21 protein-coding genes and 1 pseudogene are annotated in these 25,942 nt (G+C 69.3%); 12 read left to right on the top strand and 10 right to left on the bottom strand.

Annotated elements, in window-relative coordinates; translation table 11 throughout:
- Positions 1-107: 107 nt before the first annotated feature.
- A complete protein-coding gene (locus O1R50_RS14100) occupies positions 108-1,211 on the bottom strand; it encodes a glycerate kinase family protein (RefSeq protein WP_270110710.1) in 1,104 nt (367 codons plus the stop codon).
- Between the two features lie 138 nt (positions 1,212-1,349).
- Between O1R50_RS14100 and nadA the strand changes: the two genes are divergently transcribed.
- The 5 genes from nadA to O1R50_RS14125 all read left to right on the top strand — a co-directional run bounded on the left by nadA (position 1,350) and on the right by O1R50_RS14125 (position 7,262).
- A complete protein-coding gene (gene nadA, locus O1R50_RS14105; RefSeq protein WP_270110711.1) occupies positions 1,350-2,516 on the top strand; it encodes a quinolinate synthase NadA in 1,167 nt (388 codons plus the stop codon).
- Between the two features lie 334 nt (positions 2,517-2,850).
- The gene (murA, locus tag O1R50_RS14110) at positions 2,851-4,194 is read left to right on the top strand and encodes a UDP-N-acetylglucosamine 1-carboxyvinyltransferase (RefSeq protein ID WP_408612696.1); all 1,344 of its coding nucleotides are present in this window, start codon (positions 2,851-2,853) and stop codon (positions 4,192-4,194) included.
- Positions 4,195-4,293: 99 nt separating this feature from the next.
- Positions 4,294-4,947, top strand: coding sequence for a DUF3043 domain-containing protein (locus O1R50_RS14115; protein WP_270110713.1), 654 nt, complete (start codon positions 4,294-4,296; stop codon positions 4,945-4,947).
- Between the two features lie 164 nt (positions 4,948-5,111).
- Positions 5,112-6,191 carry a WG repeat-containing protein gene (locus tag O1R50_RS14120; protein ID WP_270110714.1) on the top strand — a complete coding sequence of 360 codons (1,080 nt, stop codon included), beginning with the start codon at positions 5,112-5,114 and terminating at the stop codon, positions 6,189-6,191.
- 75 nt (positions 6,192-6,266) lie between these two features.
- On the top strand, positions 6,267-7,262 hold the full coding sequence (locus O1R50_RS14125; protein ID WP_270110715.1) for an aldo/keto reductase family protein: 996 nt from the start codon (positions 6,267-6,269) through the stop codon (positions 7,260-7,262).
- Positions 7,263-7,368: 106 nt separating this feature from the next.
- Here O1R50_RS14125 and miaA read toward each other — a convergent pair.
- Positions 7,369-8,220 (bottom strand): annotated as a pseudogene (gene miaA / locus O1R50_RS14130) (tRNA (adenosine(37)-N6)-dimethylallyltransferase MiaA); the annotation flags it as partial.
- 115 nt (positions 8,221-8,335) lie between these two features.
- Here miaA and O1R50_RS14135 point away from each other — a divergent pair.
- The 5 genes from O1R50_RS14135 (at position 8,336) to O1R50_RS14155 (ending at position 15,364) form a co-directional block, all read left to right on the top strand.
- Positions 8,336-9,553 (top strand): DUF349 domain-containing protein, encoded by a 1,218-nt coding sequence (locus tag O1R50_RS14135; RefSeq protein WP_270110717.1) that lies wholly within the window; start codon positions 8,336-8,338, stop codon positions 9,551-9,553.
- A 199-nt stretch (positions 9,554-9,752) separates the two neighbouring features.
- Entirely contained in the window at positions 9,753-10,511 is a 759-nt protein-coding gene (locus O1R50_RS14140) for a tyrosine-protein phosphatase (RefSeq protein WP_270110718.1), read from the top strand.
- 243 nt (positions 10,512-10,754) lie between these two features.
- Positions 10,755-12,437 carry an ABC transporter ATP-binding protein gene (locus O1R50_RS14145; RefSeq protein WP_408612697.1) on the top strand — a complete coding sequence of 561 codons (1,683 nt, stop codon included), beginning with the start codon at positions 10,755-10,757 and terminating at the stop codon, positions 12,435-12,437.
- Positions 12,434-14,296: an ABC transporter ATP-binding protein gene (locus O1R50_RS14150; protein ID WP_270110720.1), complete on the top strand. Its 1,863-nt coding sequence runs from the start codon at positions 12,434-12,436 to the stop codon at positions 14,294-14,296. The genes O1R50_RS14145 and O1R50_RS14150 overlap by 4 nt, the downstream gene beginning before the upstream one ends.
- A 162-nt stretch (positions 14,297-14,458) precedes the next feature.
- The gene (locus O1R50_RS14155) at positions 14,459-15,364 is read left to right on the top strand and encodes an NADP-dependent oxidoreductase (RefSeq protein WP_270110721.1); all 906 of its coding nucleotides are present in this window, start codon (positions 14,459-14,461) and stop codon (positions 15,362-15,364) included.
- 38 nt (positions 15,365-15,402) lie between these two features.
- On the opposite strand, the gene O1R50_RS14160 is transcribed toward O1R50_RS14155, so the two are convergent.
- From O1R50_RS14160 to O1R50_RS14190, 7 genes are all read right to left on the bottom strand, one after another.
- On the bottom strand, positions 15,403-16,212 hold the full coding sequence (locus tag O1R50_RS14160; RefSeq protein WP_270110722.1) for a class I SAM-dependent methyltransferase: 810 nt from the start codon (positions 16,210-16,212) through the stop codon (positions 15,403-15,405).
- A 52-nt stretch (positions 16,213-16,264) separates the two neighbouring features.
- Positions 16,265-17,278: a HEAT repeat domain-containing protein gene (locus O1R50_RS14165; RefSeq protein WP_270110723.1), complete on the bottom strand. Its 1,014-nt coding sequence runs from the start codon at positions 17,276-17,278 to the stop codon at positions 16,265-16,267.
- 3 nt (positions 17,279-17,281) lie between these two features.
- On the bottom strand, positions 17,282-17,947 hold the full coding sequence (locus tag O1R50_RS14170; protein ID WP_270110724.1) for a HEAT repeat domain-containing protein: 666 nt from the start codon (positions 17,945-17,947) through the stop codon (positions 17,282-17,284).
- 201 nt (positions 17,948-18,148) lie between these two features.
- Entirely contained in the window at positions 18,149-18,586 is a 438-nt protein-coding gene (locus O1R50_RS14175; protein WP_270110725.1) for a type II toxin-antitoxin system VapC family toxin, read from the bottom strand.
- The gene (locus O1R50_RS14180; RefSeq protein ID WP_270110726.1) at positions 18,583-18,903 is read right to left on the bottom strand and encodes a FitA-like ribbon-helix-helix domain-containing protein; all 321 of its coding nucleotides are present in this window, start codon (positions 18,901-18,903) and stop codon (positions 18,583-18,585) included. Before O1R50_RS14180 ends, O1R50_RS14175 begins: the two co-directional genes overlap by 4 nt.
- 40 nt (positions 18,904-18,943) lie before the next feature.
- Positions 18,944-20,449, bottom strand: coding sequence for a tRNA (N6-isopentenyl adenosine(37)-C2)-methylthiotransferase MiaB (miaB, locus tag O1R50_RS14185; protein WP_270110727.1), 1,506 nt, complete (start codon positions 20,447-20,449; stop codon positions 18,944-18,946).
- A gap of 74 nt (positions 20,450-20,523) precedes the next feature.
- Complete coding sequence (locus tag O1R50_RS14190; protein ID WP_270110728.1) at positions 20,524-21,570, bottom strand: aldo/keto reductase; 1,047 nt, start codon at positions 21,568-21,570, stop codon at positions 20,524-20,526.
- Positions 21,571-21,661: 91 nt separating this feature from the next.
- On the opposite strand from O1R50_RS14190, the gene O1R50_RS14195 reads away from it, so the two are divergent.
- Both O1R50_RS14195 and O1R50_RS14200 read left to right on the top strand, forming a co-directional pair.
- A complete protein-coding gene (locus O1R50_RS14195; RefSeq protein WP_270110729.1) occupies positions 21,662-22,273 on the top strand; it encodes a TetR/AcrR family transcriptional regulator in 612 nt (203 codons plus the stop codon).
- A gap of 410 nt (positions 22,274-22,683) precedes the next feature.
- Positions 22,684-24,345, top strand: coding sequence for an HNH endonuclease signature motif containing protein (locus tag O1R50_RS14200; protein WP_270110730.1), 1,662 nt, complete (start codon positions 22,684-22,686; stop codon positions 24,343-24,345).
- Positions 24,346-24,922: 577 nt separating this feature from the next.
- On the opposite strand, the gene ilvC is transcribed toward O1R50_RS14200, so the two are convergent.
- Positions 24,923-25,933: a ketol-acid reductoisomerase gene (gene ilvC, locus O1R50_RS14205; protein WP_270110731.1), complete on the bottom strand. Its 1,011-nt coding sequence runs from the start codon at positions 25,931-25,933 to the stop codon at positions 24,923-24,925.
- Positions 25,934-25,942 lie beyond the last annotated feature (9 nt).

The raw sequence follows: 25,942 nt of genomic DNA on the forward strand, positions 1-25,942 counted from the left end.
GTCTCTTCGACAGGTCAACAGTACCCAACGGCGTCGCGTGTGTCGTTATTCCGGAGGTCACATACCCGTAGGTGTGACGTGCGCTGTCGACCAGTCCTCGACCGTACCTACTCCTGCCATCCCTTCGCCACCTTCTCGGCGAGTGAGGTGAGTCCTTGCACGGGTTCGCGCATCGCGGCCTCGGGGCTGCCGAGGAGGTCGGTGACCGAGTGGACGCCCGCGAGGTCGGGGTGGGCGTCGACGTCGGAGCGGCCGGCCATGACGAGGCAGGGCTTCCCGTGGGCGCTCGCGCCCGAGGCGACCTCGGCGGCGAGCTTGCCGCGCAGACTCTGGGCGTCGAAGGAGCCCTCGCCGGTGATGACGAGGTCGGCTTCGGCGATCTGCGCGTCGAGTCCGACTGCGTCGCAGGTGAGGCGGGCGCCGGATTCGCGGTGCCCGCCGAGGAGGAAGAACGCGAAGCCGAGGCCCCCGGCGGCGCCGGCGCCGGGCAGCTCGGAGGCGCCGACCGGGCCGAGGCGGCGTTCGGCGAGTTCGGCGAAGGAAGAGAGGGACATCTCGAGGAACGGCAGCGCGTTGCCGCTGGCGCCCTTCTGCGGGCCGAACATGTAGGTCGCGCCGTGCGGGCCGAGGAGCGGCGAGTCGACGTCGGTGGCCGCGATGAACTCGACGCCGCGGGTGCGGGCGTGGCCCTCGATCTCGGTGCAGGCGGAGAGGACGCCGCCGCCGTAGGGCAGTGCGGCGCCGGTCGAGTCGAGGAGGGTGAGGCCGAGGGCGGTGAGCATTCCCGCGCCGGCGTCGTTGGTGGCGGAGCCGCCGAGGCCGACGACGATGCGGCGGGCGCCGGTCTCGACGGCGTCGGCGACGATGAGGCCGAGGCCGTAGGTGGTGGTGCGGCGCGGGTCGCGTTCAGTGGCTTCGAGGAGGTGGAGGCCGCAGGCGGCGGCGGACTCGATGTAGGCGGTCTCGCCGTCGCGCAGGTAGTCGGCTTTGACGGGGCGGCCGAGGGGGTCGCAGGTCTCGACCGTGCGGCGGACCGCGGAGGGGAGGGCGTGGGCGAGGACGTCGACGAAGCCGGGGCCGCCGTCGGCGAGCGGCAGCGTGACCGCGGTGTCCTCGGGTCGGCCGCGGAGCCAGCCCGCGGCTACGGCGTCGGCGGCTTCGGCGGCGCTCATGGTGCCGGCGAACTTGTCGGGAGCTATGAGGATGCGCACACCGTGAGCCTAGTGGATGCCCGGAAGCTGGGTGTAACCGCTTTCCGATGGATCGGAGGGCCCAGCCTGTGGACGGCTTGTCCGCATGGCGGATTCAGGGAGTCCGAGGCGGGCTCGAAAAGGTCTAACATTGCCGCCATGACGGGCTTCAACGAACCTGCTTCCACTCAGACCGCGCTCCTGCTCCTGGGACGCGGCACCGACTCCGGCTCCGAGCGCGGCGTCGACTGCCCCGGTGAACTGCCCGCGCCCTCCGACCCCGACCTGGTCGAGCGCGCCCGCGCCGCCAAGGAGAAGCTCGGCGGCAACGTCTTCATCCTGGGCCACCACTACCAGCGCGACGAGGTGATCCAGTTCGCCGACGTCACCGGCGACTCGTTCAAGCTCGCCCAGCAGGCCGCAGCGCGGCCCGACGCCGAGTACATCCTGTTCTGCGGCGTGCACTTCATGGCCGAGAGCGCCGACATCCTCACCGGCGACCACCAGCAGGTGATCCTGCCCGACCTCGCCGCGGGCTGTTCCATGGCCGACATGGCCACCGCCTCGCAGGTCGAGCAGTGCTGGGAGGACCTCAAGCGCGTCGGGATCGCCGACGTCACCGTCCCGGTGACGTACATGAACTCGACGGCCGCGATCAAGGGCTTCGTGGGCCGCGAGGGCGGCCTCGTGTGCACCTCCTCGAACGCCGAGCGGGCGCTGCGGTGGGCCTACGACCAGGGCGAGAAGGTCCTGTTCCTGCCCGACCAGCACCTGGGCCGCAACACGATGGTCCGCGAGATGGGCTACTCGCTCGAGGACTGCGTGCTCTACAACCCGCACAAGCCGAACGGCGGCCTCACCGACGAGGAGCTGCGGAACGCCAAGATCATCCTGTGGAAGGGCCACTGCTCGGTCCACGGGCGCTTCACGCTCGAATGCGTGGAGGAGATGCGCCGCCTCGACCCCGAGGTCAACATCCTGGTGCACCCCGAGTGCAAGCACGAGGTCGTCGAGGCCGCCGACTACGTGGGCTCGACCGAGTACATCATCAAGAAGCTCGAAGCGGCCGAGCCCGGCTCGTCGTGGGCCATCGGCACCGAGCTGAACCTGGTCCGGCGCTTGGCGAACCAGTTCCCGGACAAGAAGATCTCGTTCCTGGACAAGACGGTCTGCTACTGCTCCACCATGAACCGGATCGACCTGCCGCACCTGGTGTGGGCGCTCGAGGAACTCGTGGCCGGGCGCGTCCCGAACACGATCACCGTGGACGCCGAGACCGCCGGGTACGCGCGCGAGGCGCTCGACCGGATGCTCGCGCTGCCGTAGAGCGAGTGCCGCCACAAGTGCAACCGCCGACGCGGGCCGCCGCGTGTTCCTGGAAGGGGCTCGCGGCGGCCCGCGTCGGGCGTTCACCAACGCTTTGACGGGTTCGTGCACTGGCCGGTTCCAGGTGCGCATGATCACCGTAGGTTATGTCGCTACCTGGGCGTTTCTCCCGTGGCTATTCCGTTATCGTTGGTCCGCCGAGTGATGCGAGGGTGAACGCACACCCAACGGACCACTCCCCAGTTCCCGGCCTCAGTCCCAGAACTCCACCCACCGAGGAGACCTCTTGAGCAGCACCGACGCCACCACCCCCGAAACCGCGCCTTCCGAAGACATGCTGATCATCCACGGCGGCACCCCCCTCGACGGCGAGGTCCAGGTCCGCGGTGCGAAGAACCTCGTCTCGAAGGCCATGGTCGCCGCCCTGCTGGGCACCTCCCCTTCGGTCCTGCGCTCGGTGCCCGCCATCCGCGACGTCGAGGTCGTGACCGGGCTGCTCCGCGTCCACGGCGTCGACGTCGATCTCGACGGCGACACGCTCTACATGGACCCCACCTCGGTCGAGTCCGCGGGCGTCGAGGAGATCAACGTCCACGCCGGGACCAGCCGCATCCCGATCCTCCTGTGCGGGCCCCTCCTGCACCGCCTCGGCCGCGCCTTCATCCCCGACCTCGGCGGATGCAACATCGGCGGCCGCCCCATCGACTTCCACCTCGACGCGCTCCGCAAGTTCGGCGCGGTCGTCGAGAAGAGCGCCGACGGCACGCACCTCTCGGCCCCCAACGGCCTCCACGGCATCCGCTACGAGCTCGAGTTCCCGTCCGTCGGTGCCACCGAGCAGGTGCTGCTCACCGCCGTGATGGCCAAGGGCACCACCGAACTGCGCAACGCCGCGATCGAGCCCGAGATCATCGACCTCATCTGCATCCTGCAGAAGATGGGCGCGATCATCAAGGTCCACACCAACCGCGTGATCGAGATCGTGGGCGTGGACGAGCTCAAGGGCTACTCGCACCGGGCCCTGCCCGACCGCATCGAGGCCGCCTCGTGGGCCTCGGCGGCGCTCGCCACCCAGGGCAGCGTGTACGTGCGCGGCGCGCAGCAGGCCGACATGATGACGTTCCTCAACGTGTTCCGCTCCATCGGCGGCGCGTACGAGGTGAACGACGACCCCATCGAGGGCGGCATCCGCTTCTGGCACCCGGGCACCCCGCTCAAGCCCGTCGCCCTCGAGACCGACGTGCACCCCGGGCTCATGACCGACTGGCAGCAGCCGATCGTCGTGGCGCTCACGCAGGCCGACGGCCTGTCGATCATGCACGAGACCGTGTACGAGAACCGCTTCGGCTACACCTCCGAGCTGCGCCGCATGGGCGCGAACATCGAGCTGTACTCCGACTGCCTGGGCGGCACGCCCTGCCGCTGGGGCCGCCGCAACTTCCTCCACTCGGCCGTCATCGCCGGGCCCTCGAAGCTGCACGCCGCCGACCTGCAGATCCCCGACCTGCGGGCCGGGTTCAGCCACCTCATCGCCGCGATGGCCGCCGAGGGCACCTCGCGCGTCTACGGCGTCGACCGCTACATCACGCGCGGCTACGAGAACTTCGAGGCGAAGCTCCTCGGTCTCGGCGCGAAGATCGAGCGGCCGACCTCGCCGACGCTTGCGGGCCGGCCGTGAGCGGAGCGGCCCGCACCCGCTGAGCCGGAGCCGGTTGAATCCGCGTAGGTATGCTTGGAGGGCAGCATCCCGCAGCGAGTCGAGGAAGGCCTTAAGTCCGTGGCGAAGAAGTCCGTGCAGGCGGAGACACCTGCCCCCCAGGAAACCCAGCCGGCTTCCGCCACCGACAAGAAGGGGAAGGCCACTCCCAAGCGGCCCAACCAGTCCAAGGCGCGTCCCCCGGCCAACCCCCCGCTGACCGCGAAGGAGAAGCGGGAGGCCCAGAAGAAGGCCGGGCCGCTCACCAAGGAGCAGAAGAAGCAGGCGAAGGAAGACCTCCGCAACGAGCGCGCCCGCATCGCCGAGGGCCAGTGGAAGGGCGACCCGCTCTTCGACAAGTACCACCTGCCGCGCGACCGCGGGCCCGAGCGGCTCCTGGTGCGCGACATCGTCGACTCGCGCTGGTCCGTCGGGCAGTACTACATGTTCGGCGCGTTCGCGATCCTGATCCTCTCCACCGGCTCGGTGCAGCTCCAGAGCTACCTGTTCATCGCGCTCGTCGTGCTGACGGCCGTCATCGTGTTCGAGTCGGTCCTGCTGGCGCGCCGCGTGAAGCGGATCGTGTCCAAGCGCCACCCGAAGACCGAGCTGCGCATGGGCTCCCTGTACTGGTACGCGATCCAGCGGAGCATCATGCCACGCTCGATGCGCAACCCGCGCCCGCGCATGAGCTACAAGGCGAAGGAAGACGACCTCGGCAAGGTCGTCAAGTAGGACGGGCGGGCCAGCTCCACGAATGCACGACTCGCAAGCGTCGTCGAGGAGCCTGTCCCGTTTTGCACCGGTCCGGCCCGGGATCGTTCTGCTGTCGTTCCCGGGTCTCCCATGGCCTACCCTCGAATTGTCGTAGCCCTCTCTGACCCCGGAAAGTAGTCAACGTGGTGGATGTCGCGGCGGACTTGCGGGCGGGGCTGTTCCGCGCCCTCGGCCCACTCGATCGCGCCACCATGCGGCACGCGATCGCCGACACCGTTGCCCTCCAGCAGATCCGCGAAGAGGCCACCATGCGCCTCGCCCGGTCCGCCGTCGAGGCCGACCAGTCGCGGCTGCTCGGCGTCCGGGCCGTGATCCTGCGCGTGCTCGGCGACTTCGACGGCGCCGAAGTGGACGCCGCCGCGGCCGTCAAATACGCCGAAGCGGTCGGTGCCGACCTGCTGCTGGCCCCCGCGAGGGCGCGGCTGGCGCAGGTGCTGCGCGTACGCGGCCGCTACGAGGAGGCCGACCAGCTGTTCGCGCTCGCCGAGGCCGGAGAGCTGCCGAGGACCCTCACCGGCGCCGTGCGGGCCTACGCGGGCCTCTCGTGCATCGCTCAGGGGCGCATCACCGAATCGCTCATCCACGTGCAGCGCGCCTCCGAGCAGAACCCGCACGGGTTCGTCATGCAGATCGTCGAGACCGCGCTCTCGCTCATCGAGGAGCACGCCGCGAAGGCCGGTTTCGGACCGCCGCCGCGCGGCTGGCCCGAACGCGCCGGGTACCCCGCGCCCGACCGGTTCCAGGACCCGCAGACCGGCCGCTTCGGGTACCTCGGCGCGGACGGGCGGCCCGTCGTGCAGGCCGCGTTCAGCCAGGCCGGGGACTTCCGCGGCGGTGTGGCCGCCGTGTGCCAGGCCGACTGGGGCGCGATCGACCGCACCGGCACCGTCGTCGTCCCGATGCTCTACGGCTCCATGGAGACCCCCACCGCCGACGGGCGCACCGTCACCGGATTCGTCAACGGCGTCGCCGTCGCCGCCCAGCGCGGGCGGGTGCTCGTGGTGCACAAGTCCGGGCGTGTGGTCGTGCCTCCTCGCTACCAGCGCGTCGAGGTGCACCCGTCCGGGTTCCTCGCCTCCGACGGGTACTCGTGGGGCGCACTCGGCTTGGACGGCAACGAGATCGTGCCGCTGCGGGTCGACCGGGCCGAGGCGCTGCGGACGCTCGACGCGGCCGTCTCGATCGACGACGGGCCGCTGTAGCCGCTCACCGGCCGTTCGCCCGCCTGTGACCTTGGAGTCGTTGACGCTAGCCGCACGGCAGGTAATCTCTTGGGCATGGAGTTTCGTCATCTCGGCCGCTCAGGCCTCGTCATTTCCGAACTGGTGTACGGCAACTGGATCACCCACGGCGGGCAGGTGGAAGAGGACGCCGCCGTCGCGTGCGTGAACGCCGCCCTCGACGCCGGCATCACGACCTTCGACACCGCGGACGTCTACGCGCAGGGCGCCGCTGAGGAAGTCCTCGGACGCGCGCTGAAGGACCAGCGCCGCGACGGCATCGAGATCTTCACCAAGGTCTACTGGCCGATGGGCGAGGGCAAGAACGACCGCGGCCTCTCGACCAAGCACATCAAGGAGTCGATCAACAACTCCCTGCGCCGCCTCCAGACCGACCGCGTCGAGCTGTACCAGGCCCACCGCTGGGACGTCGAGACGCCGCTCGAGGAGACCATGCAGGCGTTCGCCGACGTGGTGCACTCCGGCAAGGCCCACTACATCGGCGTCTCCGAGTGGACCGCCGACCAGATCCGGGCCGGCGCCGAACTCGCCAAGGAGCTGAAGATCCAGCTCGTGTCGAGCCAGCCGCAGTACTCCGCCCTGTGGCGGGTCATCGAGGCCGAGGTCGTCCCGGCCTCCGAGGAGCTCGGCATCGGCCAGATCGTCTGGTCGCCGCTGGCGCAGGGCATCCTCACCGGCAAGTACAAGCCGGGCCAGGACGCCCCCGCGGGCTCGCGCGGCGCGGACCCCAAGTTCGGCCGCTTCGTCGCGCAGTGGCTCAACGACGACGTGCTCGAGCGCGTCCAGCAGCTCGGCCCGATCGCCGAGGACCAGGGCCTCACCATCGCGCAGCTCAGCCTCGCCTGGGTGCTGCAGAACTCGAACGTGTCGGCCGCGATCATCGGCGCCACCCGCCCCGAGCAGGTCGTCGAGAACGTCAAGGCCGTCGGCGTGAAGCTCCCCGAGGAGGTCTACGCCAAGATCAACGAGATCCTCGAGCCGGTCGCCGTGACCGACCCGAAGGAGACCACGGCCCCCAACCCCCGCGCGTAACTCAGCGCTTCGCAACCCCCGACCGCGACTCGATCGTCGCGAGCGCGAGCGGGAGGAGCTCCGGAACGGGCGCCTCGAGCCCCACCGAGGGGCCCGGGGGGGGTTACCAGGCGGGGGGGGGGGGCGCGGAGCCGCGCCTGCCCTGCACGGTGAGCCGGAAGGCCTCGGCCTCGTCGTACTCGCCCGCGAAATGGGCGAGGACCTGCTGGTATCCGAGAGCGCGGGACGCGGTGCGGCCCTCGCGCAGTCCCCGTGACTCGAGTTCACGGACCTCATCGAGGAACCCGGCGTCCCACATGTGCTGGACGCGGCGCTCGATGCGCTCGTCGAGGACCGCGGTGTCGAGGTCGACGCCGATGCGGATCGCCTCGAAATGGGCCTTCGGCACGGGCAGGCTCGCGGTGAACGAACCGGTGAGCTCCACGACTTCCAGGGCGCGGACGACGCGGCGGCCGTTCGAGGGCAGGATCGCCTCGGCGGCGGCGGCGTCGAGGGCCTTGAGGCGCTCCCAGAGCGCCGCTGAGCCCTCCCGCTCCAGTTCGGCCTCGAGCCGGGCCCGGATCACCGGGTCGGTGCCGGGGAAGTCCATCTCGTCGAGCGCGGCCTGCACGTACAGGCCGGAGCCGCCCACGAGGACCGGGCGCTTCCCGCGGGAGCGAATGTCGGCGATCGCATCCCGGGCGAGACGCTGGTAACTGGCCACATCGGCCGGCTCGGTGACGTCCAGGACGTCGAAGACATGATGCGGGATACCGCGCTTCTCAGCCTCGGTGATCTTCGCGGTGCCGATGTCCATGCCCCGGTAGAGCTGCATCGAGTCGGCGTTCACCACCTCGCCGTCCAGGGCTTCCGCCAGCGCGACCGACAGCGCGGTCTTCCCCGCCGCGGTGGGGCCTACGACGGCGATCACCGGCGGCTGTAGGGTGGGGAGGCTGCCAGCGTGCGATGCATAGCCCAACTGAACGACCCCTTCGGTTCGTGTCGGCACCACCCGGCTGGCGGCTACCCGTCAACCACCGTAAGGTACGGGAAGTACGTCCCTAAGTTCGTGTGAAGGATTTGAGATTACCGCGATGAGTGACCTCGGAGACTGGACCAGCTTCGGCCGCGTTGACGCCGACGGCACGGTCTATGTGAAAACCTCCTCCGGCGAGCGCGCGGTCGGCTCGTGGCAGGCCGGCTCCACGGAGGAGGGCCTCGCGCACTTCGCGCGCAAGTACGCCGACCTCGTGGTCGAAGTCGATCTCATCGCCGCCCGCCTGAACTCGGAGTCCGCCGACGTCGAGCAGGCCGCCTCGCAGCTGCGCAAGCTCCGCGAAGGCCTCGACACCGCGGCCGTGGTCGGGGACGTCGACGCCCTCGCCGCACGCCTCGACGGACTCTCGAAGCACGCCGAGGAGAAGCTCGGCGAGTTCAAGGCCGCGAAGGACGCCGAGCGCGCCGAAGCGGTCGCCGCCAAGGAGGCCCTCGTGGCCGAGGCGGAGGAGCTCGCGGCGAAGGACAGCCACTGGAAGGCCTCGGGCGCGCGCTTCAGCGAGATCATCGAGGAGTGGAAGGCGATCCACGGGGTCGACCGGAAGACCGACCAGAAGCTGTGGCGCCGGTTCTCCGCCGCCCGCGACACGTTCACGCGCCACCGCGGCGCGTACTTCTCGCAGCTCGACGCCGAGCGCAAGGTGATCGGCTCCAAGAAGGAAGAGCTGATCGCGCGCGCCGAGGCGCTCTCGACCTCGACCGACTGGGGACCGACCGCCGACGCGCTCAAGGGCCTCATGGCCGAGTGGAAGGACGCCGGGCGACTGGCGCCCGACGCCGAGCAGAAGGCCTGGAAGCGGTTCCGTGCCGCGCAGGACGTGTTCTTCAACGCCCGCTCCGAGGTCTTCTCGGCCCGCGACGCGGAGCTCGAGGCCAACCAGGCCGCGAAGGAGGAGCTCCTGAAGCAGGCCGAGGCGCTGGACATCGAGGCCGACCCGAAGGCCGCGCAGAACGCGTTCCGCGAACTGCAGGCCGGCTGGCACGACATCGGCGCGGTCCCGCGCAAGAACCAGGCCAAGCTGCAGCGGCGCCTGCGCAACGTCGAGGACAAGCTCCGCGACGCGCTGGACACCGCCTGGCGCAAGGTCCCGGTCGAGAAGAACCCGCTGCTGCTCCAGATGCGCCAGCAGGTCGCCGAGGCCGAGGAGAAGCTGGAACGCGCGAAGGCCGACGGGAACGCGAGCCGCATCAAGAAGGCGGAAGCGGACCTGGCGAGCAAGAAGCAGTTCTTGCAGCTCGCGGAGGGAACCAAGTAGCTCAGCCTGCAGTTGGCTGAGGGTTCCAAGTAAACGAAACCTGCCGTTGTCCCCGGATTCGCGGGAACGCATGAGCGCGTTCGCGGACGGGTCGGGATAATGGGGCAGGGCTACAACGGCGTGGACCGCTTCGGTTCACGCCGTTCGCTTTGCCCCGCCGTTCCCCGCCGTGCACCCGTCGAAAGGAAGGCAGTCGCCCATGGGCATGGAAATCACCGCACTGGAGACGCTCCCCCCGCAGTTCATCCCGACCGTGAACGTGTTCAACCTCCGCGACATCGGCGGCTGGAACGCCCGCGACGGCAAGAAGGTCAAGACCGGCCAGGTCTTCCGCTCCGACAACTTCGGCAACGCGACCGAGGCCGATATCGACCACGTCGTGAACCACCTCGGCGTCAAGCACGTGATCGACCTGCGCCGGGCCGAGGAGTGGGACGAGTCCGCACGGTTCCCGGACCTCGACGGCGTCGACTTCCACCACTTCGAGATGCTCCACATCAAGTGGGAGCAGATCGGGCTGCGCGTGAACGGACTCTCCGATGAGGCCGAGCTCATCGAGTTCCTGCGTCACCGGTACACCGGGATGATGGAGTCCGGGTACCTGTCGGTGCGCGACTCGCTCGAGGTGATCGCGAGCGGCGAACCGGTGGTCTTCCACTGCATGGCCGGGAAGGACCGGACCGGGATCATCGCGGCCGTGCTGCTCTCGATCCTCGGCGTGGACGACGAGGACATCGCCGCCGACTACGCGCTCACCAGCTTCGGCTCGGCGCGCTGGCGCGCGTGGCGCGACGAGAACTTCGGCAAGCCCGAGGTCGAGAGCGGCCTGGCCACCCCGGCCGAGGCGATGCTCCAGACCATCAGGGAGATCAACGCCCGCTTCGGTTCCATGGAGCGGTACGCCGAGGCGACCGGATTCAAGGGTGCGGACGCGTTGCGCGACCTGCTGCTCCAGTAATCCCGTCGGGTGCACCTGCCGGCCGCCTACCGGTCGGCAGGTGAAATTCGATTGCCCGGTGTCGTACCCTGCTCGTACGGTGGTCCGGTGGGCTCAGAGCGGTTGAAAACTCCAGAACTGTCCGAAACAGACGATCTCGAGCCGCAGCGTTCGGCACCTGCCCGTACGACGGCACTGACGAACCTGTGGCGCATCAAGAAGTACCTGTACCCCTACCGGTTCCGGCTGGCGCTGCTGTGGACGATGGTGCTCCTGAACATCGCCTCCGGCCTGGCCATCCCCCCGCTGGTCGGCAGGGCCATCGACGGCCCGATCGCCGACCGGGACATGCGGGGCCTGTGGATCATCGTCGGGTTCATCGCCCTCCTCGGCGCGGCCGACGCGATCCTCCAGCTCTCCCGGCGCTACATGCAGACCACGACCGCGATGGCGATCGAGGCGGACATGCGGGCCGGCCTCTACGAGCACCTCCAGCGGCTCCACACCGGATTCCACGACCGCTGGCAGACCGGGCAGCTGCTCGCCCGCGTCACCTCCGACCTCGGCATGATCCGGCGGTTCTTCGCCGGAGGCCTGGTCTTCGCCATCACCTCGATCGGCATGATCCTCATCATCATGGGCCAGCTGGTGTTCATCGAATGGCGGCTGGCCCTCATCGTCGCGGCCTCGGCCGTGCCGCTGTTCCTCATCGGCCGCAAGTTCTTCAAGGGCTACCTGCCCGCGGCCAGGTCCGAGCAGGACCAGTCCGGCGAGGTCTCCAGCGCCGCGGAGGAATCCGCGCTCGGCATTCGGGCGATCAAGGCCCTCGGGCGCGGGCCGCTCATGGCGGCGCGCTTCGAGAAGGAGGCGGCCGAGCTGCGCGACCGGGGCATCAACAAGAGCCTCATCGCATCCCGTTCCTGGTCGGGCTACGACGCGATCGCGACCGCCGCGATCGGCGCGGTCCTGGTCTTCGGGTCGGTCATGGTCGCCGAAGGGCGGATGACCGTGGGCGACCTGACCGCGTTCGTCATGCTGCAGCTGGCGCTCCTGTGGCCGATCGAGGCCTCGGGCTGGGTCATGGCCCACGGCAACGAGGCCATGACCGCCGCCGACCGCGTCTACGAGGTCTTCGACACCGAACCGGCCATCAAGGACCGGCCCGGCGCGAAGGCGATCGACCGCAGCGAGGTGCGCGGCGAGCTCGTCTTCGAAGACGTGCGCTTCGGCTACGAGGACGACTCGCGCGACATCCTGCGCGGCGTCGACCTGCGGGTGAAGCCGGGCGAGACCGTCGCGATCGCGGGCAAGACCGGTTCGGGCAAGTCCACGCTCGTGTCGCTGCCGTCCCGGCTGAACGACCCGACCGGCGGTCGGATCCTGCTGGACGGCACGGACATCCGCGACCTGCGGCTGGCGAACCTGCGCTCGGTGGTGACCACCGCGTTCGAGGAGGCGACGCTCTTCTCGATGAGCGTGCGCGAGAACCTGGCGCTCGGCCGCCCCGACGCGGACGAGGCCGATCTCGAAGCGGCCCTTCGGGTCGCGCAGGCCGAGTTCGTGCACGACCTGCCGTACGGGCTCGACACCCGCATCGGCGAGCAGGGCCTCTCGCTCTCCGGCGGCCAGCGCCAGCGCCTCGCGCTCGCCCGCGCCGTGGTCGTGCGGCCCGCGGTGCTGGTGCTCGACGACCCGCTGTCGGCGCTCGACGTGCACACCGAAGAACTGGTGGAGCGCGCGCTGGCGCAGGTGCTGCGGGAGACCACGGCGCTCGTCGTGGTCCACCGGCCTTCGACGGTGGCGCTCGCGGACCGCGTCGCGCTGCTGCACGAGGGCAGGATCGCGGCGTTCGGGAAGCACTCCGAGCTGATGGCCCAGAGCCCTGAGTACGTGGACGTGCTCTCGGCGGAGTTTGAAAGAAGCACGGTTGAGGAGGTGTCGGCATGACGGTTATGCCTGCGAAGCAGGCTGACAAGCACGTCTCCTGGCGGGGCCAGGCCGAGTCGGCCGAGGCCGACCGCACGAGCGCTGAAGTGGACGACGCGGCGTCGATCAAGGAGCTGCGGAGCCAGTCGCGCAAGCTCCTGGGTTCGATGATCCGGCCGCATAAGAAGGCGATCGCGTTCCTGTGCGGGATCCTGCTGGTGCAGAACTTCACGAGCATGGCCACACCGCTGCTCGTCATGTTCGGGATCGACAACGCGATCCCGGCGATCCGCGATCGCGGCGACTACTCGGTGCTGATCGGCATCGCGGTGGCGTTCGCCGTCGTCTCGGTCGTCAAGTACGTGTGCGTGCGGCTCTACATCGCGCAGTCGGCGAAGGTCGGCAACGCGATGCTGTTCGCGCTGCGCAACCGGGTGTTCCGCAAGTTCCAGGACCTCTCGGTGTCGTTCCACGAGCGGTTCACCTCCGGGCGGGTGACGGCGCGGCAGAGCTCCGACATGGAGTCGATCCGGGAGATGACCGAGAACGGCGTCGACGACCTGGTGCTCGCCGGGCTCAACGTCATCACGATCACGGTCGTCATGCTGGTGATCGACCCGCGTCTGGCGGCGGTGACGCTGCTGACCTTCCCGCTGATGATCCTGCTGGGCCGCTGGTTCAACAAGGTGTCGACGCTGGCGTACCGGCGGGCGCGCGAGACCGTGGCGCTCCTGATCGTCTACTTCGTGGAGTCGATGGGCGGGGTGCGCGCGGTGCAGGCGTACCGGCGCGAGGAGCGCGACCGGGAGCTGTTCGCGGGCCTGAACACGGACAACCGGTTCGCGCAGGCCAAGGGCCACCAGCAGAACGCGGTCATGTCCGGCGGGATGCGCGGCATCGGGCACCTCGCCACGGTCGTGGTGCTGGTGTTCGGCGGCTGGCAGGTCATGCAGGGCAACACCGAGGTCGGTGTGCTCGCGGCGTTCCTGCTGTACATGAAGCGGTTCTTCGACCCGCTGAACGAGCTGGTGCAGTTCTACAACGTGCTGCAGTCGGCGACTTCGGCGCTCGAGAAGATCTCCGGCGTGCTCGACGAGAAGGTGGAGGTCGCCGAGCCCGAGGAGCCGCGCTCGATCGACCACCCGCGCGGCGAGCTGCGGTTCGACAACGTGCGCTTCCAGTACCGGGAGGACCAGGTAGTGCTGCCGGGCCTGGACCTGCGCATCCCGGGCGGGCAGACCATGGCGCTCGTGGGTGCCACCGGCGCGGGGAAGACGACGATCGCGAAGCTCGTGAGCCGCTTCTACGATCCGAAGGCGGGCACGGTCTCGCTCGACGGGGTGGACCTGCGGGACCTGACCGAGCGGGACCTGCGCGAGAACATCGTGATGATCACGCAGGAGAACTTCCTGTTCAACGGCACGATCGCGGAGAACATCGAACTCGGCAAGCCGGGGGCGGGCCGGGAGCGGATCATCGAGGCGGCCAAGGTCGTCGGCGCCCACGAGTTCATCGACGCCCTGCCGGAGGGCTACGACACGCACGTGCGCAAGCGCGGCGGTCGGCTCTCGGCCGGGCAGCGGCAGCTCGTGGTGTTCGCGCGCGCGTTCCTCGCCGATCCCCGGGTGCTGATCCTGGACGAGGCGACCTCGTCGCTCGACATCCCGTCGGAGCGGCTCGTGCAGCGCGCCCTGCGCACCATCCTGGCCGACCGGACGGCGATCATCATCGCCCACCGGCTGTCCACGGTGGAGATCGCCGACCGCGTGCTCGTGCTGGAGCACGGCCGGATCATCGAGGACGGCCACCCGAACGAGCTCATCGACCACGGCGGCGAATACGCGACACTGCACCGCCAATGGGAGGACAGCCTCGTGTGACGACCGCCGCGGATATTCCGGAATCGGGGAAGAGGGTCGGTGATCACGAACGGCCGCGGACAGGAATGCCCGACGCCCGCCGCGGGGTTGGCACTCCGGTAAGCGCAAGCCCCCTGCGGGCCTCGGGCAGCCTTGGACCGCATACAGAAAGCCAGGTACGTCATGTTCGCCCTCACCTTCCCCGAGTACGGACCGTCCTCAGTGCTCGCCGTGACCGAGGTGCCCGAGCCGCACGCCGGGCCCGGCCAGATCCGGATCAAGGTCCGCACCGCGGCGGTCAACCCGATCGACTGGAAGGTCCGGGCCGGTTACCTCCACGAGCTCTTCCCGGTCGCTTTCCCCGGCATTCCCGGGTACGACTCCGCCGGCGTGGTCGACGAGGTCGGTGAGGGCGTCACCGGCGTCGCGATCGGCGACGAGGTCATCGGCTACGGCCCGACGGCGCAGGCCGAGTACACCGTCGTCGGCAACTTCACGGCGAAGCCCGCGTCGATGAGCTGGGAACTCGCGGCCGCCCTGCCGACCGCCGCCGAGACCGCCGTCCGCTCCCTCGAGCTGCTCGGGCTCGCCGAGGGGCAGACCGTGGTGATCGACGGCGCGGCCGGGTCCGTGGGCAGTGCCGCAGCGCAGTTCGCGGTCGCCAAGGGCCTCAAGGTCATCGGCACCGCGAGCGAGGCGAACCACGACTACCTTCGCTCGATCGGCGTGCAGCCCACGGTGTACGGCGAGGGTCTGCCCGAGCGGGTGGCGGCGCTGGCCCCTGAAGGGGTCCACGGCGCGATCGACACGGCCGGCGCCGGCTCGCTTCCCGAGCTGGCGGCGATCACCGGCGACCCGAAGCAGGTCGTCACGATCGCCGATTTCTCCGGCTCGGTGCCGGAGGCCCAGGTGACCTTGCACGCGAGCGCGTATCACGCGCTGGCCGAGGCCACCGCGCTCTTCGAAGCGGGCAGGTTCGACCTGCGCATCGACTCGGTCCACGAGCTCGCCGACGGGGCGAAGGCCCAGGACGCGAGCCAGTTCGGGCACCCGGCGGGCAAGATCATCCTGAACGTCGCCGCGAACTAGCGGAGCAGGCATGGGGCCGGGGCGTCGTCGTCCCGGCCTCAGCCGCGTTCGGCGGTGACCAGGTAGTAGTCGACCCAGCCGTTCTCGTAGCAGCGCAGCCAGTTGCGGCCCCACGAGTCGCGGTACTCGGTCTGGGCGACCCAGCGGTCGAACTGGCGCCACACGTGCTCGCCGATCGAGGTCGCGGTGACCCCGTCGAACCCGGCGGCGGTGAGGTCGGCGGCGAACTCCCCCACCGGCCTGATGAGATCGACGCCGGAGGCGACGGTCTCGATGAGGCCGGCGACCTGAACGGTGTCCGCGCCGTCGGGCGCGAAGAACGTCGCGGTGGCGAAGCGCCCGCCCGGCTTGAGGACGCGGTGCGCCTCGCGGGCGACGGCGGCGAGGTCGTCGACGTGCTGGAGCATCTCGACGGCGTAGACGCCGTCGAAAGAGGCGTCGTGCCAAGGGATGTCGGTGACCGATCCCCGGTGGAAGGAGAGCCGGTCGGGCATCTCCTTCAAGGTGAAGTCGTTGGTCTCGGCGGCCCGCGCGAGCTGCGCGGCCGACCGGTCGAGCCCGGACACGTGCACACCGAATTCGCGGGCGACGCGCGCCGCACCGACGCCCGTCCCGGATCCGAGTTCGAGCAGTGCGTCTCGCGGGCGGGGTTCGAGTTTCGCGACCACCTGGCGGTACAACTCGGCCTGGCTGGCGGTCCGCTCCTCGATCGAGATCTCGCGGGCGGGGTCGAGCTCGCCCCAGTACCCGTAGTTGATGAACGACCCCGAGAAGATCGAGAGCGAGCCGAGATCGAGCTCCCCGTACATGAGATCGCGCTTCGCTTGGACGTCGAGTTCCGGTTCCATACCGTCTGATTCTGGCACGAATCAAACCGTCGTTCCAGGTCGCTCCTCGGTCTCAGGTGGCGTCCGAGGTTCGGCCTTCGATCACCCCGGCGAGGGCGACGGCGGTGCGGGCGACCGTGCGGTCCGCGTCGTCGGCCAGTCCGCGCAGCAGTCCGAGGGCGATGCCGCCCGGCAGCTCGGCGAGGGCTTGGACCAGCCGCATCCGCGCCGCGTGGTCCGCATCTGCTGCGGCGAGTTCGCCGGTCAGCGCGCGCGTGATCGGTTCCACCTGTTTTGGTTCGCTTGCCAACGCCCCCAGTACTTCAGATGCTTCGACATCATTCGCTCCGGTGACGATCATGGCGACGAGGACGGGCACAGCCGCAGGATTGCCGCCTTCCCCCAAAGCCAGGGCGGCGCGACCGCGCACCTGCGGGTCCGGATCGGCGAGCGCATCGGCGAGGGTCTCGGCCGATTCGTCGCCGGGGATCTCGGCGAGCATCCGCACCGCGCGGCGGCGGACCTCGATGTCGTCGCTCTCCAAGCCGAGCGCCAGGTCCGCCACAACGTCGTCGCCTGCTCGGGCCAGCGCCCAGCGCAGGGCACCGGCGACGTGGGGATCGGATTCGGTGAGGACCGCCTCGGCCAGCACCGGGGCGGGCACGGCGGACTCCGGGGAGAGCACTGTCTGCTGTCGCTTTGCGGCGCTGGTGGAACCGAGCCCTCTCAGGAGTTCGACGATCCGCAGGACCCCCTCCCAGCCGGTGGGCTCCGATGCGTCGACCGCGCGGAGGCGCTTGAGCAGTTCCTTTTCGCGGGCCAGGCGCCGTTCGGTCTCGCGGATGAGCTCGCCGATGAGGGTGGACGGGACGAACTCCGGGTCGTCGAGGACCTGGCCGATCTGGCGCAGCGACAGGCCCAGGGTCCGCAGGCTCTCCACGTGGAAGATCCGCTGGATGTCCGCTTCGGCGTATTCGCGGTAGCCGCCGACGGTGCGGCCGGTGGGCCGCACGAGACCGAGGGACTCGTAATGCCTGAGCATCCGGGCGCTCACCCCCGAGCGTCGCGCGACCTCACCGATGAGCATCGTTCAGCCCTGCCTTCCGGTGCCGACGGCGAAGATCCGCTTCGCTTCCTTGACGGCGGGCTCGAATGCCGCGTCCGGGTCCTGCAGGAGCCGTTCCGTGGCGGCCGCGTGAGCCGCGACGACCGGGTCGCCGCTGTGCAACGCCCGCTTCAGGATCGGCTCGATGACGGTGCCGAGCGCGATGAGGGCCCGGCTGAGGCTGCGCTGCACTTCGCGTCCGCCGCGGCCGAATTGTGTGGCCAGGGTTTCGGCCAGGTCCCGTTCCAGCCCTTCAGGGACGACCGCCTCGGCGGCGCGCCAGGCGGCGCGGGCGACCTCGTCGTCAGGGTCGCTCAGCAATCCCGGCGTCATCGCGGGCCAGGCGCGGACGTCCCCGATCTTGGAGAGGGTGTGCAAGGCCTGGCTCCGGGCCTGCGAGCGGTCCGAGTCCAGCTCGGCCAGCAGTCGCGGGACGGTGAGGTCCGGCGGCAACCGGGTCAGGGCCCAGGTGAGCATGTCGCGCACGTAGAAGTCGGGTTCGATGCCGCACCGGTCCACGAGGGTCTCGAGCAGCGCAGGGTCCGCGTCGGTGCCGATGGCGAGCGCGACCTTGAGCCGCGTGGACGCGGTGTCGGCAGCCAAGGCCGCGATGAGCTGGGTCTTCGTGCGTTCCGTGTTGATGGGAACCACCTCCTGGACCCTAGTGAACGCCTTGACACAGTGTCAATGTCAAGCATCGGGATCCACCACCCGCCATCGATGGCGCCCCAACTGTCGCTATCGCAGTGATGCTCGTTCCGATATCGATCGGCCTCGAAACCAAATGTCGGCACTTACGCTCCCCCGCCTCGTCAGGCCCATCGGCTGCATGCCGGTGGGCTTCCTTGGTGCTCAGACGAGGGTGAAGCCCCTCAGTTCGGCCACGGCGGCCTGCTCCTTGTCGCGGGACGCGAACGCGTAGGGCTCGCCGGCGGCGAGGTCGGGGAGCAGGAGCGTGGCGGTGGCGATGTGCCAGGCGTCCATGGCGCGGATGCCGTGGGTCGCGACGATCTCGAAGGCCTCGCCTTCGACCTCGTCCTGCGGAGCGGAGATGACCGTGATCGGGCCGTCCGGGCCCGTGTCGGCGCGCCAGATGTCGAGCAGCTGGTCCTTGTCGCGGCGCTTGGCACGGGCGGTGCGGACGAGGGCCCCGGCGACTTCGATGCGGGTCCACGAGCCCGTGACCACCAGGATCTCGGGGTCGCGCAGGAGTTTCAGGGCCTCGGCGTGGCCGCGTTCGTCGGGCAGGTACGAGCGCGCCAGCACCGACGAGTCGGCGTAGACGATCACAGAAGACGGTCCCGGTCTTCCTCGAAGATCTGGTCGATGATCGGGCCGACGCCGCGCATCGAGTCGAGCACGCGGGCGCGCAGCGCTTCGACGTCGCGGACCGGTGTCGGTTCCTTCGCGACCTTCAGCGGGGCGGCGAGCATGCCGAGGGCCGCGGCCTTCGCCCGGACCTTCTCGGTCGCGGAGCGGCCGTCCTTCTCGCCGATGACGGAGAGGATCTCGTTCGCGATCGCGTTGACCGAGCGGTGCTCACGCTTCGCCCGCTCGGTGAGGCGAGCGTGAAGATCGTCGTCAACGCGCAAGAGCAGCTGTTTCATGCCTCGATGATAGCACTATTGCAAGCCTGATATCACTAGCTCAGCAGGCGCAGCCGGGGCCGTCCTGCTTCGGCAGGGGCTTCTTGCCGATGCTCGGCATGCCGAGACTGACACCGGGGAGCTTGGTGGCCTTGCCCGCGGCCCAGGCGTCGCCCGCCTTGGTCTTGCGGTGGGTCGATATTTCGCCGTCCGCGACCAGATGGTGCGGGGCGCCGTAGGTGACGACCGTGGTGATGACGTCGCCGGGGCGGACGCCTTCGGCGTTGCCGGTCGGGTCGGTCTCGCTCGGCGTCACGTTGAAGTGGACGAGGCGGCCGTCGCGGGCGCGGCCGGAGAGGCGGCCGGTGGCGGCGTCCTTGCGGCCGTCCCCCACGGTGACGAGGACTTCGACCTCGGTGCCCTCGAGTTTGCGGTTCTCCTCCCAGGAGACGCGCTCCTGAAGGGCCACAAGGCGTTCGTAGCGCTCCTGGACCACGGCCTTCGGGATCTGATCCTCCATCGTCGCGGCCGGGGTGCCGGGGCGGATCGAGTACTGGAAGGTGAAGGCGCTGGAGAAGCGGGCCTGCTCGACGACGTCGAGGGTGGCCTGGAAGTCCTCCTCGGTCTCGCCGGGGAAGCCGACGATGATGTCGGTGGTGATGGCCGCGTCCGGCATGGCCTCGCGGACATCGGCGATGATCTGCAGGTACTTCGCGGAGCGGTAGGAGCGGCGCATCTCCTTGAGCACCTTGTCCGAACCGGACTGGAGCGGCATATGGAGCGAGTGGCAGACGTTCGGGGTCTCGGCCATCGCCGCGATCACGTCGTCGGTGAAGTTCTTCGGGTGCGGGCTGGTGAAGCGCACCCGCTCGAGGCCCTCGATCGCGCCGCACGCGCGCAGGAGCTTGCCGAACGCGAGCTTGTCGCCGAACTCGACGCCGTAGGTGTTGACGTTCTGGCCCAGCAGGGTCACTTCAGTGACGCCTTCGTCGACGAGGGCCTGGACCTCGGCGAGGATCTCGCCGGGCCGGCGGTCCTTCTCCTTGCCGCGCAGGCTCGGCACGATGCAGAACGTGCAGGTGTTGTTGCAGCCCACGGAGATCGAGACCCAACCGGAGTAGTTGGAGTCGCGCTTGGTGGGGAGGGCGGAGGGGAACGTCTCGAGGGTCTCGAGGATCTCGACCTCGGCCTCCTGGTTGTGGCGGGCGCGTTCCAGGAGCACCGGGAGCGAGCCGATGTTGTGGGTGCCGAACACGGCGTCGACCCAGGGGGCGCGCTTGACGATCTCGCCGCGGTCCTTCTGCGCGAGGCAGCCGCCGACGGCGATCTGCATGTCAGGGTTCTCGCGCTTGGCGGGGGCGAGGTGGCTGAGGTTGCCGTAGAGCTTGTTGTCGGCGTTCTCGCGCACCGCGCAGGTGTTGAACACGACCAGGTCGGGCGCGGCGTCGGCTGCGACGGGCACGTACCCCGCCTCCTCGAGCAGGCCCCCGATGCGCTCGGAGTCGTGCACGTTCATCTGACAGCCGTACGTCTTCACCTGATACGTCTTCACCGCTTGGTCAACCACATCCCCCAGGATAGACGCGAGTCACGTCACAGCCCGAGGGCCGGGAACCAGTTGGGTCCCGGCCCTCCCGGGGACTACCGCGCCGCCTTGACGAGCGGCGGGTTGAGGCGGGCGAAGCCCTCCTGGATCTCGTACGGGTAGTAGGGGTAGGGGGCGGTGCGGGCGCTGGCCTTGTCGAGCCGGGCGACCTGGTCGGCGGTGAGCTCCCAGCCGATCGCACCGAGGTTGTCCTGGAGCTGGCGCTCATTGCGGGCGCCGATGATGACGGAGGCGACGGTGGGCCGGCGCAGCAGCCAGTTGAGCGCGATCTGCGGGACCGTCTTCCCGGTCTCCTCGCTGAGTCCGTCGAGGACGTCGACCACGTCGTAGAGGAGCCCGTCGGCGACCGGCGGGCCCCACTGGGCGGTCTCGTGGAGGCGGCTGCCTTCGGGGAGCGGCTGCCCGCGGCGGATCTTGCCGGTGAGGCGGCCCCAGCCGAGGGGGCTCCAGACGACCGCGCCGACGCCCTGGTCGTGGGCGAGCGGCATGAGCTCCCACTCGTAGTCGCGGCCGACGAGCGAGTAGTAGACCTGGTGGGCCGCATAGCGGGTCCAGCCGTGGGCGTCGGCGGCGGCGAGGGACTTCATGAGCTGCCAGCCAGCGAAGTTCGAGACGCCGATGTAGCGGAGCTTGCCGGCGCGGACGAGGCCGTCGAGGGCGCTCACCGTCTCCTCGACGGGAGTGCCGGCGTCGAAGGCGTGGAGTTGGAAGAGGTCGATGTAGTCGGTGTCGAGCCGCTTGAGCGCGGCCTCGACAGAGGTGATGAGCCGGGCGCGGCCGGTGCCCGCGTCCTGCGGGCCCTCCCCCATCGGCAGCGCGGCCTTGGTCGAGATGAGGGCCTTGTCCCTGCGGCCCTTGAGTGCCTGACCGAGGACGCGTTCGGATTCGCCGTCGGAGTAGACGTCGGCCGAGTCGAACATGGTGACGCCCGCGTCGATGGCCATGTCGACCATACGGCGGGCCTGGTCGGTGTCGGTGTCGCCCCAGGCGCTGAAGAGCGGGCCGCGCCCTCCGAAGGTGCCCGCGCCGAAGCTGAGGGCGGGGACGTGGAGGCCTGAGGCACCGAGCCTGCGGTATTCCATGACGGTTCCCTTCTAAAAGGTTCTAACGTTCCGTTAAGATCTTCGACTAAGCTAGCCCACGAACCACCTTTAACGCAACTGGAGTTCCGTTATGAGTGACGAGCGCCCCGAACCCGGCACCGTCAGGCCCGGCGGTCGGACCGCGAAGGTCCGGGAAGCCGTCCTCCGCGCCGCCGGAGACGCCCTCGCCGAGGACGGCTTCGACCGGCTCGACCTGGCCGAGATCGCCCGCCGGGCCGGTGTCGGCAAGACGACGGTGTACCGGCGCTGGGGCACCGTGCCCGGACTCGTGGCCGACCTGCTGACCGAGATGGCCGAAGACTCCCTGCCCCGCACCGAGACCGGCACGCTCCTGGGCGACCTCACCGCGCAGGCCCGGCTCGTGCAGTCCACATTGAGCGATGCTCGGCAAGGCCCCCTCTTCAGGGCCCTCATCACGGCCGCCGCCTGCGACCCGCAGACCGCCGACGCCCTGCACCGCTTCTACCGCATCCGCACCGAGGAATGGGCGCCCTGCGTCACGGCCGCGATCGAACGCGGCGAGATCCCCGAAGGCACCTCCCCTGCCGAACTCATCAGCGCCGTTTCAGCGCCGCTCTACTACCGCCTCCTCATCACCGGCACCCCAATAGACCAGCCCGCCGCCGACCGCGCCGCACAAGCAGCCGTGACCGCAGCAAAGGCAGGAGCCTTCATCGCCTGACGCAGGACCCACCACGCGAAGCCCGACCAGACCGGGAGGGCGACTGGACGCTAAGCGTTGGCGGCCTTCCGCATCGATGAGGGCGAACTTAGAGCGGGCAGCGACGAAGAGGTCCCATACTGCCTGGGCCGGACTTCGACCGCCTGGCCCGGATCGGTCGAGGTTCAATCGGGCAGCGACAAAGAGGTCTGAGTGAGGCGCGGGTGTGCAGTGCGGCCGCCAGGCAGCGCGCGCATCGCCCTGATTACCCTGCGCCGCAGAGGGTCCGACGCTGCCCATGAATGTCCCTCATGGAATGTTCACTCCTTTGAGTGATGACACCGATGCACTCACCTGTCATCATTGAAGTACGAACAAGGAAGTGAAAACAGTCAGACCATTCGAGAACAGCGGAAGGAGGCGAGCCCCCGATGAGCAGCTGCACCACCACCCCAGGTTCCGAACGCGCAGCCGCCATCCGCACCGCTCTCGATGACGCCGCCTCTTTGATCAACGCCCAGCACGCCCAGGTCCTGTCTGCGGTGATCGAGATGAAGGAAGCCAACCTCCACCGCTCCGCGTTCGGGTTCTCCGCCCTGCGGGATCTGTTGGTCTCCCAGTTCGACTTCCACAACCGCACCGCCGCTGACATCGCCGCCATCGCCCGCCTCTCGGGGAAGTTCCGTCTCCTGGCAACGGCGGCAACGACAGGGAAAGCCCGGATCGACCAGGTCGCCTACGCCGTCCGCCAGCTCGAGCAGACCCCCGCGATGCGCCTGTTCGCCCGCACCCCCTTCAAGACCCCCGTGGCCTCTCCGTTCGACGCCTCGGTGGTGTGTGCGACTCCGGAGGCCATGGTCGCCCAGTACTGCCAGCACGCCTCCTTCAACGAGCTCAGGCGGCACCTCGATGAGCTGTGGGCCTCGATCGCCGACGAAGCCGAACTCTTCGACGAACTGGGCGAGCAGTCCATGCAGCGCCTCGAACTCACCCCGCAGGCCAACGGCATGTGGGCCCTGGAAGGCACCCTCTGCGAGGCCACCGGGCGGCTGCTCGACAAGTACCTCAAGACCGCCTGCCCGCCCCCGCGCCAGGAGGACCAGGAGAGCGAGGACGAGGGCGGCCTCCTGCCAGCGCAGGCGAACCGGCACGCCGAGGCCTTCCACCAGCTCCTCGCCGGGTACGGGTCCTCCCCGCAGGCCGCCACACGCCACGGTCACACGGCCACTCTTGACCTCGTGGTGGACATCGAGACCCTGCAGGGCACGGACACCGGCCGCCTGCCCCTCCTCGAAGGCCAACCCATCTCGGTCGCCCGCGCCCGCCTCCTCGCCTGCGAAGCCGCCATCATCCCCTCGGTGTTCAACTACGCCACCGGGGAAGCGGTCGAACTGGGCCGGGCTGAGCGCCTGCCGAACGCGGCCCTGCGCCGCAAGCTCGAACTCGAGCAACCGGAAGGGTGCGCTTGGTCCGGCTGCGACCGGCCGGTGGCGTGGACTGAGGCGCACCACCTCCAGCATTGGGCCGACGGCGGCCCGACAGTCGCTGAGAACCTGATCCTGCTGTGCAGGTTCCATCACGGCCGCATCCACACCCCGGGCTGGAGCGTGGAGAAGACCGGCCCCGGCCAAGCGGTCATCACCCACCACGACGGCCACGAGCCCAGCGACACCCAAAGCGCCCCCGTCGAGGCATCGGCCGGGTGCGGCTGCTCGGACTGGCGCACTGATGCCGACATGGATGCCGAGAACGAGGGCACCGAATGGGATGTCTTCCCGACCGGGCTCTACCGGACCGAATGGTCCGAGGCCATGAAGCCCGACCTGGACGCCCTCACCGAAGCCATCGAAAGGGAGCGGTGCCTGGCGGCTATCAAGGCAGCCCGGGCTCAATGCCGAGAGAAGTTCACCGCCACCACAACACCGCCCTCCCCGCTACCGGTCTTAGGCTGCCCCAGTGGGCGACCGCTGGGGGGAAAGCGCCGCAATCATCAAGCAGCGCAGCCCGACCCGCATGGGTCCGGGCCGGCCCCTCAGCATGCCCGGGGCCGGAATCCGGCCCCGCCTCACACCCTCCTGTCGCTACCCGCTTGAACCGCAACCCAATCCGGGCGGAGAGCCGAGGACCGGCCCAAGCGCAATGGGACCTCGTTGTCGCTGCCCGCTTGAACCGCAGGTTTCCCCGCACAGGGCAGCCGATGATCCTCCCCGAGAACGCTCCGACCTCTGTCGCTGCCCGATTGAACGCCAACCCGATCGAACCGCCACCCGCTCCAACCGGGGAGCCGAGAACGGGCCCGAGCAGAATGGGGCCTCGTTGTCGATGCCCGGTTGAACCGCAGACACCTCCCACCGGGCAGCCGATGATCCGCCCCGAGGACGATCAGACCTCTATATCGCTGCCCGCTCGAACCAGGACCGAATCGTGCCGGATCGCCGAAGGCCGACCAGGGTTGCATCCTGCCTCGTTGTCGCTGCCCTATCGATCCCAAACCTGATCGGGCCGGAAAGCCGTACAACGACCCCGGCCCCACTGCCACCGCGTTGTCGCTGTCCGCCGAAGCCCTGACCAGGTCGGGCAAACCGCGCAAGCTCGGAAGTCGGCAAAGCAGAAGGCCGGGGACCGCAACGCGGTTCCCGGCCTCTTAGATCTGCTCAGATCTGTTGAGACTTAGGCGGTCTCGGTGATCTTGCGCTGCACCCAGGGCATGAGGGCGCGCATCTTGGCGCCGGTCTCTTCGATCTTGTGGTCGGCCTGCTCCTGCTGGAGCTTCTTGTAGTTCTCGCGCTTCTCGGACTCGGCGACCCATTCCTTGGCGAAGGTGCCGTCCTGGATCTCGGTGAGGATGCGCTTCATCTCGGCCTTGGTGTCGGCGTTGACGACGCGCGGGCCGCGGGTGAGGCCGCCGTACTCGGCGGTGTCCGAGACGGAGTACCACATGTTGGCGATGCCGCCCTCGTAGATCATGTCCACGATCAGCTTGAGCTCGTGCAGGCACTCGAAGTACGCGGCCTCGGGGGCGTAGCCCGCCTCGACCAGGGTCTCGAAGCCGGCCTTGATGAGCTCGGCGGCGCCGCCGCACAGCACGGCCTGCTCGCCGAACAGGTCGGTCTCGGTCTCCTCCTTGAAGGTGGTCTTCAGGACGCCCGCGCGGGTGCCGCCGATCGCCTTCGCGTAGGAGAGCGCCACCGCCTGGGTGTCGCCCGACGGGTCCTGCTCCACCGCGACGAGCGCGGGAACGCCCTTGCCGTCCACGAACTGGCGGCGGACCATGTGGCCCGGGCCCTTCGGGGCGACCATGGCGACGTTCACGTCCGCCGGGGCCTGGATCAGGTCGTAGCGGATGTTGAAGCCGTGGCCGAAGAACAGGCTGTTCCCGGCGGACAGGTTCGGCGCGATCTCGTCGGCGTACAGCTTGGCCTGCGCGGTGTCAGGGACGAGGATCATGATGACGTCGGCCCACGCGGCGGCTTCGGCCGGAGTGAGCACCTTCAGGCCCGCCTCCTCGGCCTTCGGGCGCGACTTCGAGCCCTCCTGCAGGCCGATGACGACCTCCACACCGGAGTCGCGGAGGCTCAGCGAGTGGGCGTGGCCCTGCGAGCCGTAGCCGAGGACGGCGACCTTCTTGCCCTGGATGAGGGCCAGGTCGGCGTCGTCGTCGTAGAACACTTCAGCGGACATGTACTGCTT

Origin of the sequence: Glycomyces luteolus (genome assembly GCF_027622875.1) — a bacterium.
Classification (GTDB): Bacteria; Actinomycetota; Actinomycetes; order Mycobacteriales; family Micromonosporaceae; genus Glycomyces; species Glycomyces luteolus.